The organism is Rhodothermales bacterium (genome assembly GCA_040221055.1).
GTDB lineage: Bacteria > Bacteroidota > Rhodothermia > Rhodothermales > UBA10348 > 1-14-0-65-60-17.
Genome location: JAVJVN010000018.1, coordinates 1 through 17888 on the forward strand (window position 1 = coordinate 1; position 17888 = coordinate 17888).

Here is a 17888-nt window from a genome sequence, read left to right on the forward strand (position 1 = left end):
CTCACACCCGCAAAAACATATTTTTTTTTTTTCAACCCTTAAATCATGAAATTTTTTTTTTATATCGGGGGGGGGGCCCGCCCGCCCCCCCCCCTCTTTTGTATATTCGACTCCATGTCATCCATCCACCCCTCCGCCCACATCGGCACGGGTACCGTCCTCGGTCACCACGTGGTCATTGAGGCCGACGTGCACGTCGGTCCGAACTGCCAGATCGGCCATCATGTCATCCTCCGGTCCGGCACGCGCATTGGTGCGTCGGTCCGGGTGGATGACGGCGCATCCATCGGCAAACAACCCATGCGGGCCGCCAATTCCGCGGTCACGACGGACGAGCGGCTTCCCGGTGCCGAGATCGGCGATCACTGCATTGTGGGAACGAATGTCGTGTTGTACGCGGGGTGCACATTGGCCGACCGCGTGCTCGTGGCGGACGGTGCTACGGTCCGGGAGCACGTCACCATCGGGGAGCGCACCATCGTGGGGCGGGGCGTGGCCATCGAGAACAAATGCACCATCGGCCGCCGCTGCAAACTGGAAACGAATGCCTACATCACGGCCTACTCCGTGCTGGAGGACTTCGTGTTCATTGCACCGGGCGTCCGCACATCCAACGACAATTTCGTGGGCCGCACGGAAGAGCGCTTCAAGCACTTCAAGGGAGTGACCGTCCGTCGAGGCGCCCGGATTGGCGTGGGCGCCATTACACTGCCCGGTATCACCATCGGGGAAGACGCCCTGATAGCGGCCGGGGCACTCGTGACGCGAGACGCCGAACCCGGCATGATACACGTGGGGATTCCCGCGAAACCTGTCCGTCCTGTCCCCCCTGAACAACGCCTCGATGCCCAGAACTGGTAATTCCGAAATCCAGATGGTCGACCTGCGCACGCAGTACGACCGCATGAAATCCGAAATCGATGCCGCCATCCAGCGGGTCCTGGACGACACATCCTTCATCAAGGGTCCTGAACTGGACGCGTTTGAAAACGCGCTAGGCGAGCGCCTGGGTGCCCATGTAGTGGGTGTCGCCAATGGCACCGATGCGCTCCAGATTGCCTTGATGGCCCTGGGCCTCCAGCCCGGCGATGAAGTCATCAACCCTTCGTTCACGTTCGTGGCCACGGCCGAAGCAGCCTCCCTGTTGGGAGCCGTACCGGTGTTCGCCGACATCGAACCGGACCGCTTCACCATGGACCCGGCCCGGATAGAGGAGCTCATTACACCGCGGACGCGAGCCATCGTACCCGTCCATCTGTTCGGCCAGTGCGCCGACATGGATGCCATCATGGCCATCTCGGAGAAGCATGGTATTCCGGTCGTTGAAGACACCGCCCAGGCCATCGGATCGGACTGGAACGGTCATCCGGCGGGCACCCGGGGCGCATTCGGCACGCTGTCATTCTTCCCCTCCAAGAACCTGGGTTGCTATGGTGACGGCGGTGGCGTGGTATCGAAGTCGGATGAGCTCATTGAACGGGCGCGCCTCATTGCCAACCACGGATCCCGGAAGAAATACCACAATGAAGTGGTGGGGGTCAACAGCCGACTCGACGCCCTTCAAGCCGCCATCCTGGACGTGAAACTGCGCCATCTGGACGAATATACCGAGCGGCGTCGGGCTGCTGCAGACATCTACGACCGGTTGTTGTCCGGCATCCCGGGTGTGACCATTCCCGTCCGCTCGCCCCACTCCCTCCACGTCTTCCACCAGTACACCATCCGGATTGGTCGGGGTCGGGACGACGTTCAGCGCAAATTGGACGAAGCCGGCATTCCGTCGGCCGTGTACTATCCGGTGCCGCTCCACCGGCTGCCGGTTTACGTCGACACCCCGCCCCGCCAGGCCCTGGAAGAGACCGAAAAGGCGGCAGCCGAAGTGCTTTCGCTGCCCATGCACACCGAACTCACGCTGGACATGCAGGAGCGGATTGCGGCCTGCATAGGGGCCGCGTAAGATCCCGTACGGAATCGTTCAAGCCGTAGCGGTCACGCGGAGCATTTCCTCGACGGTCGTCGCGCCCATTTTGACCAGTTCGCGCGCGCTGTCCTGCAGCGTCAGCATGCCCTCCTTGACGGCCAGCTGGCGGATCCGGTCTTCGTCAATGGCTTCCGCCGACTCGGCGATTTCCTGGCGGATTTCCCGCGAGAAGTACAACGTCTCACAAACGGCGCGCCGGCCTTTGTATCCGTTGCCTCCGCACTTCTGGCACTTGCCGCCATGCGCGGCCTGGTAGAAGGTGGTCCCGGCAATGTCGTCTTCCGTGAACCCGAGCGAGCGCAGCAGCACCAGATCGGGATCATGGTCCACCTTGCGGCAATCGGAGCACACCTCGCGGATGAGCCGCTGCGCCACGACCAGATTGATGGCATACGCAATCAGGAAGGGCTCAATGCCCATCTTGTAGAGCCGTGAAACGGCCGCGGGTGCATCGTTCGTATGAAGCGTTGAAAACGTAAGGTGACCGGTGTTGGCCAATTTGATCGCCAATTCGGCGGTCTGTCGGTCGCGCATCTCACCCACCATGACCACGTCCGGGTCGTGCCGGAGAATGGCGCGCAAAGCGCCTTCCAGGTCCAATTTGTGGCTGAGTTTGATCTGTCGCACGCCCTTGATGATGTACTCGACCGGGTCTTCCACGGTCAGTACGTTCACTTCCGGCGTCACCACCTGGTGCAGCGCGGCCACGAGCGTGGTCGACTTGCCCGATCCCGTGGGACCCGTCAGGATGACCATGCCGTGCGGCTGCCGGATGGCCCGGTTGAAGCGCTCCAGGGCCACGTCCAGCATGCCCAGTTTGCGGATATCGGTCAGCACCTTCCGGTCATCCAGGATACGGATGACAATGCTCTCGGCGCGGATTTCCTGGTTTGCCGTGGCAATCGGCAGGATGGATACGCGGAACCGGATAAGCGCCCCGTCAATTTCGCGCTGGATGAACCCGTCCTGGGCCATGTCCCGCTCGAACCGGTCCACGTTCGTGGAATTGTCCTTGACGACGGCCAGGAAGGCCTCCGGATGCACTTTCTCTTCGGTGTGCCACTTCTTGAGCCGTCCGTCCGTCCGGAAATGGATTTCGACGGCCCGGTTCTGATTCGGATAGATGTGGATATCACTCGCATTGCGGCGAACCGATTCCATGAGCGCGGCCTCGAACAGGTTGATGAGCTTCGAGCGGCTCATTTCAGCCTCGAGGGCCTCCTCGTCGAGTACGTCCTCGGTCTCCTCGTAGGACATGCCCAGGTCAAACGCCTGCGTATCCTGCGTTATGCGCTCCAGATATTCGTTCTTGCGCGGAAACAGCTCGTCCAGGAGGCGCACGATGTCGGTTTCGGGCGCATAGCGCAGCTCGAATCGACCCACATCCAGCGAATGCAACAGTTTGTTCACGTCCGGCCGCGTGGGGTCGGGGGTCACGAAGACCATGCGACCCGTGCCCGTGTCGAAATCCAGGGCATGCTCGAACGGCAGCAAAAGCATTTCGAGCATCTCCTCGCGATGATGCTCGGCCAATGTCTCCATGGTCAAACGCACGAAATCGTGGTCGGGGCGCCCCGGTACCAGGGTTTCCTGCTTGAATGCGTACACGGCGGCGGCTTTGCCATACACCGTCGGGCGGTCCACGGACGGCAAGTCGGCCAACACGCGCCAGAGCGCATCGCGACCGGCCTCGGCCGCATGAATGGCGGCAGCTTCCGCAACCTGTTCCTCGGTCACCAGATTCTCGGCTACCAGGGCTTTCACCACGCGATCCTTGGACACGCGTTTCTGCACATCGGTCGCCGATACCGGCTTGATCTCGATCGGAGCCGCCGGCTCAGGCGCGATTTCCCCTTCCGGGGCGTCTTCTTCAATCCGGAAGTAGGCCCGGACATTCTCCAGGGCTTCGGCCAGTTCGGCTTCCGGGGTATATACACAGACCACTTCAAGGGGCGCGCCCAACAAGGCGGTCTGGGCTGCGGAAGAGGTCGGATCGGACGATGCCAGCAACAACCCGCCCTGCGCAATCTGGTCAATCGGCACGAGCCCCGCCTCGATCATGCGGACAATGTCTTCCCGCTGCAGGGCCTGTTGGATGCGGTCCATGAGCGTCACGGTCGGGCGTGCCCCGATGAACGACTCCAGTGCATAGCCCGCGTGAGCCGCAGCGGCTTCACGGATGCGCTCCGGATCGGTGCTTTCCAGCCTGCACAGGACCCGCCACAGGTCCTCCCCGTCCTCGCGCAGTCGCAGGGCATCGAATACCTGCGTGATGTTGACAATCTCTTCGCGGAGAAGGCTCAGCACGAGTTCATCCTTGATGACACCGGCCGCAGGCACGAGATCATTCTCCAAAGGAGCATCTGACGCCATGTGGGCCGTCACGGCTGCGTCCAACTCCCCGTCGCTGATCATTTCATCGATCCGTCCGGAAATCTCCTCTTCGGCGAATCCGTAGATCTGATCGATGGAGTAGGATTCAGGTGCACGTCCCCCACCGGCCGCAGAACCGGTTTCGGGATCCTCGGCCAATGCAGCCGCCCACTCATCCGCGCTGAGCGTGGACAGCTCCGACAGGATGTCGTTCAGGAGCGTGTCGTCCTGGGGTGATATGTGATCCCTTTCCTTCATGGGGTTACTTCATCATATCGGTACTAGATGGCTGAACCAAAGCGAGTTCCGAAGAAAGTACCGTGAGGACCAGGATGGCGACCGTGATGATCATGGCCACGACCGTCTGGATCATCTCCACCGTGGACTTCAGCTTGAGCCCGGTTTCGTTCTCATAGTAGTCCGCCATCTGGCGGGCCGCCGCCCGGACGTTGCCGGTTTCCGATCCACTCCGGAAGCGTGCCAGGGACATCGACGTAAACACGCCCGACGCTTCCATGGCCTTCACCAGGTCGGCCCCCTGGGCCACCATGAGCGGAATGGTAATGGTTTTTATCCGGTGTTCCATGTACTTGTTGCCCGATGCCTCCGCGGCAATGCGGATGACGGAAATGTTCTCGCCCGAGCCGGAATAGAGCACGGCAAACACGCGGCAGAAGATCTCGATGTTCAACTTGTGCAGCAGCGACCCGATGACCGGAATCCGGATCATGTACTGATGGATGAGGAAGCCCCCCCGCTGCGACTTCGCGAAGGCCACTATCCCGACAACGACGCTCACAAACGACCCGATGACCCACATCCAGTTGGCATCCATCCACGCGGAGAATTCCAGTGTGGCGGTGGTCATGGGGGGAAGATCAATACCGAATCCGGCGAACAGACCGGCCGTCTCCGGGAAAATGTACCAGATGTACCACACGAACGCGGCAATCAATACGACCATCGTAATGGCCGGCGTCACCATGGCGCTCTTCGTGCTCTTCTTGAACTCGTTCTGACGCTCCAGGAACCGGGCCGTGGCTTCGTAGATCTCGGACATGTTGCCCGTCTGCGAGGCAATGCCCAGCATGTAGGCCGTAAACTTGCCCAGCATGTGCTGCTGCTTCATGAACGCCTGCTGGGCTTCCATGCCTCCCTTCAGGTCGCCGTTCAAGTCGCGGATGACCTGCTTCAGGCTGTTCGACGACACGTCGTTCACCAGCAGGTTCAGGATTTCGTCGAAGGGCAGCTTCTCCTTCAGCAGGTTCGCCGAGAGGCGTACGAACATGATGAGGTCCTGCTGCGGGGGCTTGCGCTGGAAGTCGAACCATTTCTTCTGGATCTTCAGGACCTCCAGGCCCATCTTTTCCAGTGCCGACCGTAATTCATCCTCGGAAAAGGACTTCTGCTCACCGTTTATGAGCTTTCCGTTGGGATGACGCACCCTGTAGATGTACGTCTGCCGCTGCGCAATGTCCTGCGGCCGGAATCCGTGCCGTTCGCCCAGCGAATCCACCCGTTTGCGGGCGGCCTTCTCGCTCGAGGCGAATACCGTTCCCTGGACCGGTTGACCGGTGCCGTTTATCCCGTTGAATCTGAATTCCTTTACAGCCATGTACGTGGTCAGTCCTCCTCTCCGTCCAGTGTGATCCCGCCCGTGAAGCTGACGTCGGTCTGATTGATGGCGTGACCAGACACAAAGGTCCGCGCGCCGATATTCGGGTCGCGCTTGCTTACCCCGGTGATTTCAACGGTCGATGCGGTGGCCGCCGTAATGGCAAACGTGCCGTAATTGGTTTCCACATTCATGCTGAGCTTCTCCATGCCATCCTCCGCCAGACCGGCATACGATGCGTTGCCTCCATTGAAGGGATCCAGCTTGGTCTTCCAGAAGACCGCCGAGTTGGCGATCTCGAGGTTCCGGTTCACCAGGTTGTCGGCAATCACCTTGGCGCTCTGGTCTTCCCAGGCATACATGCCGGCGATGATCGCAACGCCGACAATGATGATGCCGAGGACCAGCAGGAGCAGTTGTTGTTGACCCATGATGAATCAGGATTGGGAATGAAGGTCATTGAACGTATCGGCCTGTCACGGAATGACTTAATCCGGGCTGTATCTTTTTGATACGAAGTCGTCCGCCTCCCCTCTGGTCCCGGCATGACCGGCACCCTCCGATTGCCCCAAAAGAAAAAAGGGGCGGCGCTTTCGCGCCGCCCCTTTTCCCAAGGCTTACGGGCCTGTATTCAAGTTGGCTTATTATGAAGCCACGTAGTTCGATACCGTTGTCGTGATGTCGCCCGGTGCCGTACCGTCTACCGCGACTACCACCTGATTCGCCTGTTCCGTGTTGATGGCCGTGATGGTCAATACGCCGGCGGCTTCGGTCATGGTGATCGTGCCATTCAAGTTGACATAAGCGCCGTCACCGTTCACGGTATATCCAAGCTTGGGAAGCGTCAGGCCGTCCCACATGTCAGCGGCTGCGTTGCCGGCACCACCACCGAAGGCGGTCGGCTTCAGGCGCCAGGCCTGTGCATCGGAGGCAATCCGGATGGCGTCATTGACGAGCGCATCGGAGTTGGCCTTTTTCATGTTTTCGGAGAATGCCTGGATTCCAACGACGACGGCCAGGCCGACGATCACGATTCCAAGGACGAGGAGAAGAAGTTGCTGCTGACCCATTGTAGTACCTCAAGGATGGTCTGTTGCTTTTTCTGAACGCCGGTTTGACGTTGTGTTTCACGTCTCGTATCGGCGTCCCCGGGTAGGCCTTAAGAAATTCGTTTGTGAAGATCGTGTTAAGTTGCTTTGTGATCTTCCGCACAAATTCCCGGCTTGCCGGGGGGTGTGTCCCGCACCTTGCGCAACACAAGGGTGATCATCGCGTTATATCGAAGGGACTTAAATTTCCCCCGGCACTTTTTTGCCGCCACTTCTGAAAAAGCCACGTGAGGCCCGCCATGACCAACAAGGAACGCATGAAAACCACGATCGATGAGATGAAGGTCAAAGGCACACATCTCGTCAGCAACGTCAAGGAAGTCATTGAGGAAGGCAATGCCCGCCGCGTCAGCATCCGCAAGGATGGTCGCACGCTCATGGAGGTGCCCCTCTCGGTCGGTGTGGGCGGCGCGGCCGCGGCCATCTTCTTCACGCCGGTCCTGGCCGCCGTTGGCGCACTGGCTGCCCTCGTGACGGATGTGGATGTCGTCGTCGAGCGCGTCATCGCGGAAGTCGAGGTTGTGGACGAAGATCCAAAGGCCTGACGCCACACCGTGGAAGTGACCCCTGCCCTTCCGGTCCTGTTCTCTGACGTCCTGGGCGCGGCCGACATCCTGTCCGGCCGCGCCCACCGGACGCCCGTCATGACATCGCGCCAGTTGGATGCGCTCGCGGACGCCAGCCTGTTCCTGAAGTGTGAGAACCTGCAGCGGACGGGCGCCTTCAAGTTCCGCGGTGCCTGCAACGCCCTGTCCCGCCTTACCGATGCCGAGCGTGAGCGCGGTGTCCTCACCTATTCGTCTGGAAACCATGCCCAAGCCATTGCGCTTGCCGGCTCCCTGCTGGGCATCCGGACCACCATCATCATGCCCTCTGATGCCCCCGCCGTGAAAATAGCGGCCACGAAGGGCTACGGTGCGGATATCGTCACCTACGACAAGACGGTGACGACCCGGGAAGACCTGGCTGCCGAGCTCCAATCCGCATCCGGCGCCACACTCATCCCCCCCTACGACCACCCACACGTGGTGGCCGGTCAGGGCACCGTCGGCCTTGAGCTGCTGCAAGCCATTCCTCACCTGGACTATCTGTTCGTGTGTTGTGGCGGCGGGGGCCTCCTGTCCGGCTGCGCCATTGCCGCACGCTCCCTGGCTCCGGAATGCAAGGTGGTCGGCGTTGAACCGGAGGCCGGGGACGACGCCACCCGCTCCTTTTATACCGGCACGCTACAAAGCGTCCACAATCCGGACACCATCGCGGACGGCGCCCGCACACCGTACCTGGGGAAGATTACTTTTCCGCTCATCCAGGCGCACGTGGACGACATGATCACGGTCTCTGACAGCCAGCTGGTCGACGGCATGCGCTTCCTGTGGGAGCGCATGAAACTCGTCGTCGAACCCACCGGCGTGCTGGCCCTCGCCGGTGCGCTTTCAGGCAAAATGGAAATCCGGGGCAAGAAAGTGGGCATTGTCATCAGCGGCGGCAACGTGGACCTCGCCCGGGCGTGTGAACTTTTCAGCTCCTGAGTCTTTGCCCGAAACGCTGCCCCCACCCGATCTCCCGGCGGTTCGCGCCTGGCTGGACCCCATCGTTGTCCGTTTCGAACAGGCGTCGTTCATCCAGGACGACCCGGTATCGGTACCCCACGCTTTCGATGATCCGCGCGACCAGGAACTCATTGGCCTGTTGGCTGCGCTGCTGGCCTGGGGACGGCGGGACATCATGCTGGCCAAATTGAACGATCTCTGTGAACGGATGGATTTCCGGCCCGCGCAATTCATCCGCGATCTTCGACCGACATCCAGGGCCCTGGACGGCTTCGTACACCGGACGTTCAATCCGGACGATGCCATGGGACTGTGTCTGTCGCTCCAATCCGCATTAAGGGAGCACAGGACCCTGGAAAACCTCTTCAGAACGGGCATGGACGTTCTGGATGATGGTTCTGGACCGAAGGACCTTACGCCCGCCCTTTCGGCCTTTTCCCATGCCCTGTTCGATGGCGTGCCGGGGCGGCCCAAGCGCATGAGGAAGCACCTGGCGCGACCGGAGACGGGATCGGCCTGCAAACGCCTGGTCATGTTCCTGCGCTGGATGGTCCGGTCCGGTCCGGTGGATCTGGGCATCTGGTCGACGCTGTCCCCTGCCGACCTGTGGTTGCCGCTGGATGTGCATTCCGGGCGTCAGGCACGCGAAGCGGGGCTTCTGGCCCGGAAGCAGAATGACTGGCGGTCCGTGCAGGAACTGACTGCCATATGCCGCCAGCTCCGCCCCGAGGACCCGGCCGCTTACGACTTTGCGTTCTTCGGCGTAGGTTCGTCGGGCGAATCGCTCTCCTGGAGTCGCGTATCGGCCACATGATCGCCGATGGCGTGGTAGGCCCGCTGGTGGTAGACCACCGGTCGTCCTTCCCCCCCTTCGAGCACGTTCACGACGCATCCCACGACAATGGAGTGGTCGCCGGCATCGTGGATGGCCTCCGTCCGGCAATCGAAGCGGACGAGCGCATCATCCAGAACGGGATATCCGAACGGCCCATCTACCATGCGGACGCCATCCGTCTGCTCGACCGACGTGTAGTGCGGCATGGCGAACCGGTCCGACAGATCACTCTGGTCGTCCCTGAGGACATGCACCACGAAGGAGCCCCCGTTCACCAAGGCATGGTGGGAGCGGGCCGTCTTCATGACGTTGAAGCACACCAGCGGCGGCTCCAGGGACAGGCTGACAAAGGAGCCGATGGTGATCCCGGTGGGCAGGTCCGGATCCGGCTGTTCGAACAGGACAACGGTCACCACCGTCGGGACGTGCCGGAATCCGCATTTGAAGGCCGATGGCGGGACACCGGTCAGGGAGGCTGGAATCATGAGAACACGTCCTTTACGCGCGAGAAAAATGATTTGCGGTCGCCGAGCGATTCCGGATCGGGCCGGAAATGCTCGCTCTGGGCGAGGTTTTTCAGGATGGCGCGCTCCTCCTCACTGAGGGACAACGGCGTCCACACGTGGATGCGGACCAGCTGATCGCCCCGCCGGGCCGATTCGATATCCGGAATACCCCGATCCCGCATCCGCAGGATCTTGCCCGACTGCACGCCGGGATCAATCTGGAGCTTCGCCCGGCCCTTCAGGGTCGGGACCTCCGCCTCGGTGCCGAGCGCCGCATCGGGGATGGACAGATACAATTCGTGGTAGATGTCGAGCCCGTCGCGGGTGAAGTGTTCGTGGGGCTTCTCTTCGATTTCCACGCGCAGGTCGCCGGAGGGACCGCTTCGCAGACCCGCGTTCCCGGCGCCCCGCAGGGTCAGATAGTGTCCTTCCACGACACCCGCCGGAACCGTGATGGTAATGGTCTCCTCCCCTTTCACCCGGCCATCGCCCGCACACGTAGCGCACGGCTTCTTGATGGTCCGGCCTTCTCCCCGGCAGGTCGGGCAGGGCTGCACGTTCACGAACTGTCCGAATACGCTTCGGGTGACCTGCCGGACTTCGCCCGCCCCCTGGCACATGCTGCAGGTCGCGAAATCCGTCTCCGGATTCTGCGCGCCCTGACCGTCGCACGTTTCACAGGCAATGTACTTGCGGACCTTGATCTTCTTCTCGGTCCCCTCGGCCACCTCCTCGAGCGTCAGCGGAAGTTTTATCCGGAGATCGCTTCCCGGACGTCCGGTCCCCCGTGCGCCCCGACGCCGTCCGCCGCCACCACCGAATACCTCATCGAAAATGCTGCCGCCGCTGCCGAAGATGTCGCTGAAGGCACTGAAGATGTCATTGATGTCCTGGAAGCCCTGCTGACCGCCCGCTCCGTTGCCACGCACGCCGGCGTGCCCGAACTGGTTATAGCGTTGGCGCTTTTCGGGGTTCGAGAGCACCTCGTAGGCCTCGGCCGCCTCCTTGAATTTTTCCTCGGCCTCCGGATTGCCCTGGTTCCGGTCCGGATGGTACTTCAGGGCCAGCTTCCGGTAGGCCTTCTTCAGTTCGTCGGCACCGGCATCGCGACCGACACCGAGGATTTCGTAGTAGTCCCGCATCAGTTGGCCACCACTACTTTCGCGTGGCGCAGGACACGGTCACCCATGCGGTATCCGGTCTGGACAACCGCCAGGACGGTGCCTTCCTCCACGCCGTCCGGAGCCGGTTGCTGCATGAGTGCCTCGTGCATGTCCTCGTCGAAGGCCTCGCCTTCCGCCTCAATGGCTTCCACGCCGAGCTTGGAGAGTTCATCCATCAACTTCTGGTACACCAGTTCAACACCGCTCTTCAGTGAACGATACGCCGGTGAAAGCTCGGTATCGGTCTCCGCCTCCGCCTTGTCCGTGGCTTCAAGCGATCGCTGGAAGTCATCCACGATGTCCAGCAATTGGCCGACCACCAGGCTCTTGCCGAACGTGACCATCTGCGCCTTCTCCTGCTCCGTCCGACGGCGGTAGTTCTGGAACTCGGCGGCCGTGCGTTTCCACTGGTCGTTCGCAGCCTCCAGCTCGGTTTTCAACTCATCGATCTCCTTGGCGCGGTCGGCCAGTTCATCGATGGCTTGGAGGACCATGTCCGCGTCCTGCTCGCCGGCTGCGGGCGTGTTTTCCGCGGAATCATTCACGGATGGATTCTGTGTCATACCACTTGGGCCTGTTTTCAGGGTGGACCTGTCTTCTCAGGTGCTGCCTTGTTCGGGTCGCCGGATCAGGCGTCAATCGACTCGGGGCGGCTCATGAGCATTGCCATGCCTTCCACGAGCGCGACGGCGCGACCATAATTCATACGAGTTGGGCCGATTACGCCAATGGTCCCCTGCATGTTGCTTCTCAAATATGAAGCTGTGACGATGGACAGGCTGCACCCCCCGTCACCGGGTGTATGTCCGATATGGATGCGTGCCTGACCGGGTCCGGGCTCGGGCGCCGAAGGATTCCCCGGTTGTTCGAGCAGTTGGATGATGCCGTTTTCGTCGTCAATCATCTCAATCAGCTGGCGCACGGTGCCGGAATCGGCGAACTCGGGCTGCGACAACATGAAGGTGGTCCCTTCCAACTGGATGGTCCGGTGGCGAGCTCCGTCGGCGAACAGGTCACCGCTGCGGCGCAGCATGAGTTGGACGATCCCTGCCGAATCCTCGGCCAGGTCCTGGATGCGGGGCACCACGGTCCGTCGGATTTCGTCCAGCGTCAGTCCACCCAGACGTTCGTTGAGCACGACCACCAGCCGGTCCAGCCGGTCCCGTTGCATGGTCAACTCGTACGGGAATACGATGGTCTTGACCAGCCCGCCACGAACACTCACCACGAACATGACACGATCGGAGGAGACCGGGACAATATCCAGCCGCTCCAGGATTCCGTTCTTCATTTCGGGCGACATGACCACACCCAGCAGGCGCGCCAGACGGGCCAACAGTCGGGACGATTCCCGGACCAGCTCGTCGGTGTCATCCACCAGGATCTGCAATTGCTGCTGGATGAGATGCCGCTCATCGGCCGGCAGAACCGCCACGTCCATCAGTTCATCCACGAACGCCCGGTAGCCCAACTCGGTCGGCACGCGTCCGGCTGACGTGTGCGGATGACCCAGGAAGCCCAGCTTCTCCAGGTCGTTCATGGTATTCCGTATGCTGGCCGGACTGAGCCCCAGATGGGCGTCCTCGGACACCACACGGGAACCCACCGGACCGGCGGTTTCAATGAAGTGCTTCACGACCAGACGCAAGACAGACCGTTGCCGGTCTGTCAAGCGCGCCGTCCGAACGTCGCGGGGTTGATATGTAGAGGGCGGTCGGCTCATGTACTGCGGGATTCAACAGTCCGTCCCCGCGTGGTGTTTCCGTCGGGCCCGGGCTATCGCATGGCGTCCACGCCTTCGTTCCACAGCCAATCGTGGCCCTCGGGAAGAAGCGAGAACGGGACGTATCCGGTGGATGCATCCGGCCGGTACAGCCGGGAACGACCGATTTCACGGACCCGCTCGCGGCGGAAGTCCAGGCGGCCGGCTTCTCCGGTCCAGGCATTCACGATTTCAAAGCCGCGTCGGCGATCCCCGAGCAGGTAAAGATCCGTATCGAACGTCATGTCCCCATCGCGATAGACGGTTGCCTCAACCCGGGACAACTCCAACGGAATATCATGGACCGACCCCACATACCGACCATCCGAGTACACGGCAATCGATTCGATTTCGATATCCAGGACGGCTTTCCGGTCATCGGCCCACAGGACGCGGTGCCGGTAATTCGCCTCGTACTCAATGCGCTCGGCCCTGCGGGACCGGTCGCGGCTGTGGACAATGACCACATGCCGATGGGTATACCGGGGGGCCCAGTGCCGCACGTATCGGGTCTCCCACGGCCAGAAATTCACGTGGATGTCAACGCGGGGACGCCGCACGTACACGTGGGGCTGGACCTTGGCGTATCCGTATTTGGGCGCAACGTAGACGCGACCTGGGCGGCGATCCACACGGCGGTTATCCACACGGCGGTCATCCCGGCGGCGATCCACACGGCGGTCCGCTCGGTTGTCCGCTCGGCGGTCTGCTCGGCGGTCATCCCCGCGCTTCGCCTGCCGGGGCGCCTCGGCCCGGACCGGGGCCTTTGCCCGCTCACGCGCCGGAGCCTTCGTCTTTCGCTCAACCTTCCGCTCGGATTTCCGCTCGACCCGCTCACCCGCGTCGGTCCGTCCGCGCTGGGCCGTGGCCGGGGCCGGAGCGACCAGGAATCCCATGAGGATCATCAGGAAAAAGCCGACAAACAGCCGGTGCGGGGAAGCTACCGACCGTCGCTGTGGTGAAAGGAAAGGAATGCGTGACATCGTGGACCTCCGTTTCAGGGTTGGTTGACAGCCCGACTCCCTGAAAACGCCGTGCCAAGCCCCTCAAATCAACCGGAAAACGGCACGAAAGGCCGGCCAGGCCGCAAATGCGTCACGCCGGGACGCAACGACTGTCCACCTTCATGGACACTTCTCAGACCGGCGTGCCCCACACCATGACACCGCCGATGTGACTCACCCACGCAATCAGTGCGGCGGCCCCCAGCGCCACCAGGAAGCCCACCAAGCGCATCCACAGGGCGCTGCCCGGTCGCGAGACGTCACGCCTCGACGCGCGGAGCATCAACCAGAACAGGAGGGCCGACACTCCGATTACCCACAGCGACCACTCGGCCATCGATTCGTGGAATTCCACGAGGGCATCCACAATCGGAACACCTTCGCTCTGCTCCTCCAGGGCCTCCCCCGTCAGGAATGCGCCCCACGTGGCCAGCCATCCGAGCGTTTGCAGCACGGCGGCAGCCATCAGCATCCAGCGCCGGTCCCAGACGAGCCAGAGCATCGCCGCCCCCAGGGCAAGACCTACCGTGGCAATCGGAAAGTGCACCAAGAGCGGGTGCAGGGCCGGAATACGATACTGGAAAACCTGTTCGAACACGGGGCAATCACATGGCGTACAAAAGGAAATCAACTTTCCACGCGGACATGAAGTTTCTATCCACGCTCGTCGCCAACGTCCTGGGGACGTTCATTGCCATCGGAATCCTGTTCTTCGTGGCCTTCCTGTTCATGGTCGCGCTGGTGGCCTCCACCGATTCCACACCGGCCGTCCGTTCGGGCACGGTCCTCGTCCTGGACCTCGATGGAACCGTGGCCGAGCGCGTCTCCGGCGATCCCACGGCCCAGTTGTTCATGGGAGAGGCCGCCTACGGCATGCAGGATCTCATTGACGGAATCGAGCGGGCCGCCGACGACGACCGGATTGCCGGTCTCTGGATTCGTCCCGGCATGCTGGCCATGGACTGGTCCAAACTGGAAGCCACGAAGCGCGCCATTGAGACCTTCAAGGCGTCCGGAAAGCCGGTGCTTGCATCGTCCAGCGCCTATTACGTCGGGGAAAACGCGTATTTCCTGATGTCCGCGGCCGATCGCGTATTCCTCGATCCCCAGGCCATGTTTGAATACAACGGATTCGCGACCCAGGTCTTCTACCTGGCCGACCTGTTCGAACGGCTGGAAATCAATCCGGTCGTGGTCCGGAGTGGCACGTACAAGGCAGCGGTCGAGCCCTTCCTGCGGACGGACCTGTCGCCCGAGAATCGTGAGCAGATGCAGGCCATGGTGGATGCCATCCAGCAGACGTTCGTGCAGGGCGTGGCGGTCGGGCGGGGCGTGGCTCCCGACGAGCTGGAGCGGATGCTGGTCGAGGATGCCATGATGTCCGCGTCGGAAGCCTTTGCGGCCGGTCTCGTCGACACCCTTGCTTACGAATCGGACGTGCGGCTGGCCTTCCAGACGGCGCTCAGTGCCGATTCCACCCAGCGGCTCCCGACCGTGTCGATTTCCCGGTATGCCCGCACGCTTCCGTCGGGCCTGTCCACGTCCGGGGACATCGCCGTCGTGCACGTTTCCGGGACCATGGTTCCGGGAGATGCGGGAGATGCGTCGCCCTTCGGCGGCGGCTCCATGGCGGCAGCCGGTACGGTGATCAAGGCGGTGAACGATGCGTCGCGATCCTCCCGCACGAAAGCCATCGTGCTCCGGATTGATTCACCGGGTGGCTTCGCGCCCGCGGCCGACGCCATGCTGGATGCCGTGCGGAAGCTCGACCCCGAAGTCCCCGTCATCGTCTCCATGGGCAACATGGCCGCGTCAGGAGGATACTGGCTGGCCACCGGGGGCGACCACATCGTGGCCGAGGCCACGACGCTCACGGGATCCATCGGGGTCTTCAGCTTGGCGTTCGACCTGGGGGATTTCCTGGGAGAGACGCTCGGCGTGGATGTGGACGTGGTCCGCACCAGCCCCTATGCGGACATGTTCTCCGGGATGCGCGAACCGAATGCGGCTGAAATCGCCATCCTCCAGCGCCAGGCCGATTCCACCTACGAAGCGTTCGTGGCCCTCGTCGCCGAGGCGCGTGGCATGACCGTGGAAGAAGCCGATGCCGTTGCCCAGGGGCGCGTCTGGATGGGCAAGGATGCTCTGGAGGTCGGATTGGTGGACGAACTGGGTGGTCTGGACCGGGCCATTTCCGTGGCCGCGGAGAGAGCTGGCCTGGACCCGGAAACAGCATCGGTAGCGCATTTTCCCGCTCCGCTGTCCTTCTTCGAACAGCTTTCCCGCAGCATGGGCAGTACCGTCCGCGCCGTGGTGTCTCCCACGGTCGAACTCCCCGAGCCACTGGACAGCAAACTGCGCGACGTGCGTGCGCTCAGCGGACTCCGGGGTCAGACCCAGGCGCTCCTGCCGTTCCGCTGGTCCATCAATTGACCGCCGACGCTGCTTCCGGTACGACTATCAGGTTCTCGCCGGTCATTTCGGCCGGCTGATCCAAGCCCAGGATGGCCAGGATGGTCGGTGCCACGTCGCCCAACCGGCCCTCCCGAATGGGCCCGGTAAACCCCTCCAGCGCAATCAGATGGGGTACGGGGACCGTCGTATGGGCCGTGTGCGGCGACCCGTCCGGATTCCTCATGCGGTCGCAGTTGCCATGATCGGCAATGATGCTCACCGAGAACCCGCGCTCCATGGCCGCCGTCACGACCTCCGCGGCGGCCGCATCCACGGCTTCGACGGCTTTCACCGCCGCGTCGAAATCCCCGGTGTGCCCCACCATGTCCGGATTCGCGAAGTTGATGACCACGAGCGCATAGTCGTTCGTCCGGATGGCGTGCGCCACGCGGTTGCCCAACTCAGGCGCACTCATTTCCGGCTGCAGATCGTAGGTGGCCACCTTCGGTGACGGGATCATGATCCGGTCCTCACCGGGGAATGCATCCTCCCGCCCCCCGTTGAAGAAATAGGTGACGTGCGGATATTTCTCGGTCTCGGCCGCGCGCAACTGCCGCAGACCGGCGCTGGCCACGGCCTCTCCCAGGGTATGAGTCAGGTTGACCTTCGGGAATGCGACGGGAAACGGAAACGTGTTGTCATACTTGGCGAACGTCACGTAATCCAGATCCAGGCGGGCCACCGGAAACGCATCGAATTCCGGATCCGTCAATGCCCGGGTAAGCTGCCGGGCCCGGTCCGAACGGAAGTTGAAGACAATCACCGCATCGCCATCGGAAACCCGACCCGGGTCCGGGGTACCGTCGGCCACCAGGGGTTCCAGGAATTCGTCGGTCGTTCCGGCATCATACTGGGCCCGGATGGCATCCAGCCAGGCGTTCCGCTCGTCCGGGACGTGCGTTCCCACCCCTTCGACGAGTGCCCGCCATGCCTTCTCGACGCGCTCCCACCGGTTGTCCCTGTCCATGGCGAAATAGCGCCCCACGACGGTCGCCAGTCGGCCAGCACCCGTGCGCTCCATGGCGTCCAACAGCCAGGCCACATGCCCGGCACCGCTGTGCGGATCGGTGTCCCGACCATCCATGAAGGCATGCACACAGACCTTGTCCGATGCCATGCCTTCCCGAGCACACAACTCCAGGAGGGCCGCCACGTGATTCCGGTGGGAGTGCACGCCACCGTCCGAGAGCAGACCCATGAGGTGGAGGCGCCGTCCGGCCGCCTTGGCCTCGCGCACCACGCGCACCAGCACCTCGTTCGCGTAGAACGAACCGTCCTCGATGGCCACGTCTATCCGCGTGATGTCCTGGTACACCACGCGACCTGCTCCCAGGTTCATATGGCCGACTTCCGAATTGCCCATCTGCCCTTCGGGAAGCCCGACGGACCGCCCCGAGGCCTGCAGGCGACCGTGCGGCCATGTCGCGAACATCTTGTCCAGGAAAGGCTTGCGGGCGCGCTCAATGGCGCTGACAGACGGATCTTCGGCAATACCGTATCCGTCCAGGATGACCAAAAGGTGTTTGCGCATGGGTG

17 protein-coding genes are annotated in these 17888 nt (G+C 62.3%); 6 read left to right on the plus strand and 11 right to left on the minus strand.

The genetic code is table 11. The features are described 5' to 3' along the window. Positions 1 to 114: 114 nt before the first annotated feature. Positions 115 to 861: a DapH/DapD/GlmU-related protein gene (locus tag RIE53_11070; protein MEQ9105223.1), complete on the plus strand. Its 747-nt coding sequence runs from the start codon at positions 115 to 117 to the stop codon at positions 859 to 861. Next, complete coding sequence (locus RIE53_11075; protein ID MEQ9105224.1) at positions 845 to 1957, plus strand: DegT/DnrJ/EryC1/StrS family aminotransferase; 1113 nt, start codon at positions 845 to 847, stop codon at positions 1955 to 1957. The genes RIE53_11070 and RIE53_11075 overlap by 17 nt, the downstream gene beginning before the upstream one ends. Before the next feature lie 18 nt (positions 1958 to 1975). On the opposite strand, the gene RIE53_11080 is transcribed toward RIE53_11075, so the two are convergent. From RIE53_11080 to RIE53_11095, 4 genes are all read right to left on the minus strand, one after another. Next, the gene (locus RIE53_11080; protein ID MEQ9105225.1) at positions 1976 to 4612 is read right to left on the minus strand and encodes a GspE/PulE family protein; all 2637 of its coding nucleotides are present in this window, start codon (positions 4610 to 4612) and stop codon (positions 1976 to 1978) included. Positions 4613 to 4616: 4 nt separating this feature from the next. Then, positions 4617 to 5969: a type II secretion system F family protein gene (locus tag RIE53_11085; protein MEQ9105226.1), complete on the minus strand. Its 1353-nt coding sequence runs from the start codon at positions 5967 to 5969 to the stop codon at positions 4617 to 4619. A gap of 8 nt (positions 5970 to 5977) precedes the next feature. Further along, entirely contained in the window at positions 5978 to 6400 is a 423-nt protein-coding gene (locus RIE53_11090; GenBank protein ID MEQ9105227.1) for a hypothetical protein, read from the minus strand. Positions 6401 to 6613: 213 nt separating this feature from the next. Further along, complete coding sequence (locus RIE53_11095) at positions 6614 to 7000, minus strand: hypothetical protein (protein ID MEQ9105228.1); 387 nt, start codon at positions 6998 to 7000, stop codon at positions 6614 to 6616. A gap of 317 nt (positions 7001 to 7317) precedes the next feature. Here RIE53_11095 and RIE53_11100 point away from each other — a divergent pair, with 317 nt between their 5' ends. The 3 genes from RIE53_11100 to RIE53_11110 are packed head-to-tail and all read left to right on the plus strand — an operon-like array spanning position 7318 to position 9442. Then, positions 7318 to 7623, plus strand: coding sequence for a DUF4342 domain-containing protein (locus tag RIE53_11100; GenBank protein ID MEQ9105229.1), 306 nt, complete (start codon positions 7318 to 7320; stop codon positions 7621 to 7623). A gap of 9 nt (positions 7624 to 7632) precedes the next feature. After that, a complete protein-coding gene (locus RIE53_11105) occupies positions 7633 to 8607 on the plus strand; it encodes a threo-3-hydroxy-L-aspartate ammonia-lyase (protein MEQ9105230.1) in 975 nt (324 codons plus the stop codon). A gap of 4 nt (positions 8608 to 8611) precedes the next feature. After that, the gene (locus tag RIE53_11110; GenBank protein MEQ9105231.1) at positions 8612 to 9442 is read left to right on the plus strand and encodes a TIGR02757 family protein; all 831 of its coding nucleotides are present in this window, start codon (positions 8612 to 8614) and stop codon (positions 9440 to 9442) included. Here RIE53_11110 and RIE53_11115 read toward each other — a convergent pair. The 6 genes from RIE53_11115 to RIE53_11140 form a co-directional block, all read right to left on the minus strand. Continuing rightward, a complete protein-coding gene (locus RIE53_11115) occupies positions 9370 to 9948 on the minus strand; it encodes a flavin reductase family protein (protein MEQ9105232.1) in 579 nt (192 codons plus the stop codon). The genes RIE53_11110 and RIE53_11115 overlap by 73 nt on opposite strands. Beyond that, positions 9945 to 11114: a molecular chaperone DnaJ gene (dnaJ, locus tag RIE53_11120; protein ID MEQ9105233.1), complete on the minus strand. Its 1170-nt coding sequence runs from the start codon at positions 11112 to 11114 to the stop codon at positions 9945 to 9947. Before dnaJ ends, RIE53_11115 begins: the two co-directional genes overlap by 4 nt. Continuing rightward, a complete protein-coding gene (locus tag RIE53_11125) occupies positions 11111 to 11677 on the minus strand; it encodes a nucleotide exchange factor GrpE (GenBank protein MEQ9105234.1) in 567 nt (188 codons plus the stop codon). Before RIE53_11125 ends, dnaJ begins: the two co-directional genes overlap by 4 nt. Before the next feature lie 83 nt (positions 11678 to 11760). After that, entirely contained in the window at positions 11761 to 12855 is a 1095-nt protein-coding gene (gene hrcA / locus RIE53_11130; protein ID MEQ9105235.1) for a heat-inducible transcriptional repressor HrcA, read from the minus strand. 53 nt (positions 12856 to 12908) lie between these two features. Further along, complete coding sequence (locus RIE53_11135) at positions 12909 to 13790, minus strand: hypothetical protein (GenBank protein ID MEQ9105236.1); 882 nt, start codon at positions 13788 to 13790, stop codon at positions 12909 to 12911. Positions 13791 to 14031: 241 nt separating this feature from the next. Beyond that, positions 14032 to 14496: a DUF2231 domain-containing protein gene (locus RIE53_11140; GenBank protein MEQ9105237.1), complete on the minus strand. Its 465-nt coding sequence runs from the start codon at positions 14494 to 14496 to the stop codon at positions 14032 to 14034. Positions 14497 to 14543: 47 nt separating this feature from the next. Here RIE53_11140 and sppA point away from each other — a divergent pair, with 47 nt between their 5' ends. Next, entirely contained in the window at positions 14544 to 16331 is a 1788-nt protein-coding gene (gene sppA / locus RIE53_11145) for a signal peptide peptidase SppA (GenBank protein MEQ9105238.1), read from the plus strand. On the opposite strand, the gene gpmI is transcribed toward sppA, so the two are convergent. After that, on the minus strand, positions 16324 to 17883 hold the full coding sequence (gene gpmI, locus RIE53_11150) for a 2,3-bisphosphoglycerate-independent phosphoglycerate mutase (protein ID MEQ9105239.1): 1560 nt from the start codon (positions 17881 to 17883) through the stop codon (positions 16324 to 16326). The genes sppA and gpmI overlap by 8 nt on opposite strands. Between the last annotated feature and the right edge of the window lie 5 nt (positions 17884 to 17888).

Excerpts from the sequence above, each read along its gene's own strand:
- RIE53_11070 (MEQ9105223.1), top strand. The coding sequence starts at position 115 with ATGTCATCCATCCACCCCTCCGCCCACATCGGCACGGGTACCGTCCTC.
- RIE53_11075 (MEQ9105224.1), top strand. The coding sequence starts at position 845 with ATGCCCAGAACTGGTAATTCCGAAATCCAGATGGTCGACCTGCGCACG.
- RIE53_11080 (MEQ9105225.1), bottom strand. The coding sequence starts at position 4,612 with ATGAAGGAAAGGGATCACATATCACCCCAGGACGACACGCTCCTGAAC.
- RIE53_11085 (MEQ9105226.1), bottom strand. The coding sequence starts at position 5,969 with ATGGCTGTAAAGGAATTCAGATTCAACGGGATAAACGGCACCGGTCAA.
- RIE53_11090 (MEQ9105227.1), bottom strand. The coding sequence starts at position 6,400 with ATGGGTCAACAACAACTGCTCCTGCTGGTCCTCGGCATCATCATTGTC.
- RIE53_11100 (MEQ9105229.1), top strand. The coding sequence starts at position 7,318 with ATGACCAACAAGGAACGCATGAAAACCACGATCGATGAGATGAAGGTC.
- RIE53_11115 (MEQ9105232.1), bottom strand. The coding sequence starts at position 9,948 with ATGATTCCAGCCTCCCTGACCGGTGTCCCGCCATCGGCCTTCAAATGC.
- hrcA (MEQ9105235.1), bottom strand. The coding sequence starts at position 12,855 with ATGAGCCGACCGCCCTCTACATATCAACCCCGCGACGTTCGGACGGCG.
- RIE53_11135 (MEQ9105236.1), bottom strand. The coding sequence starts at position 13,790 with ATGGGATTCCTGGTCGCTCCGGCCCCGGCCACGGCCCAGCGCGGACGG.
- sppA (MEQ9105238.1), top strand. The coding sequence starts at position 14,544 with ATGAAGTTTCTATCCACGCTCGTCGCCAACGTCCTGGGGACGTTCATT.
- gpmI (MEQ9105239.1), bottom strand. The coding sequence starts at position 17,883 with ATGCGCAAACACCTTTTGGTCATCCTGGACGGATACGGTATTGCCGAA.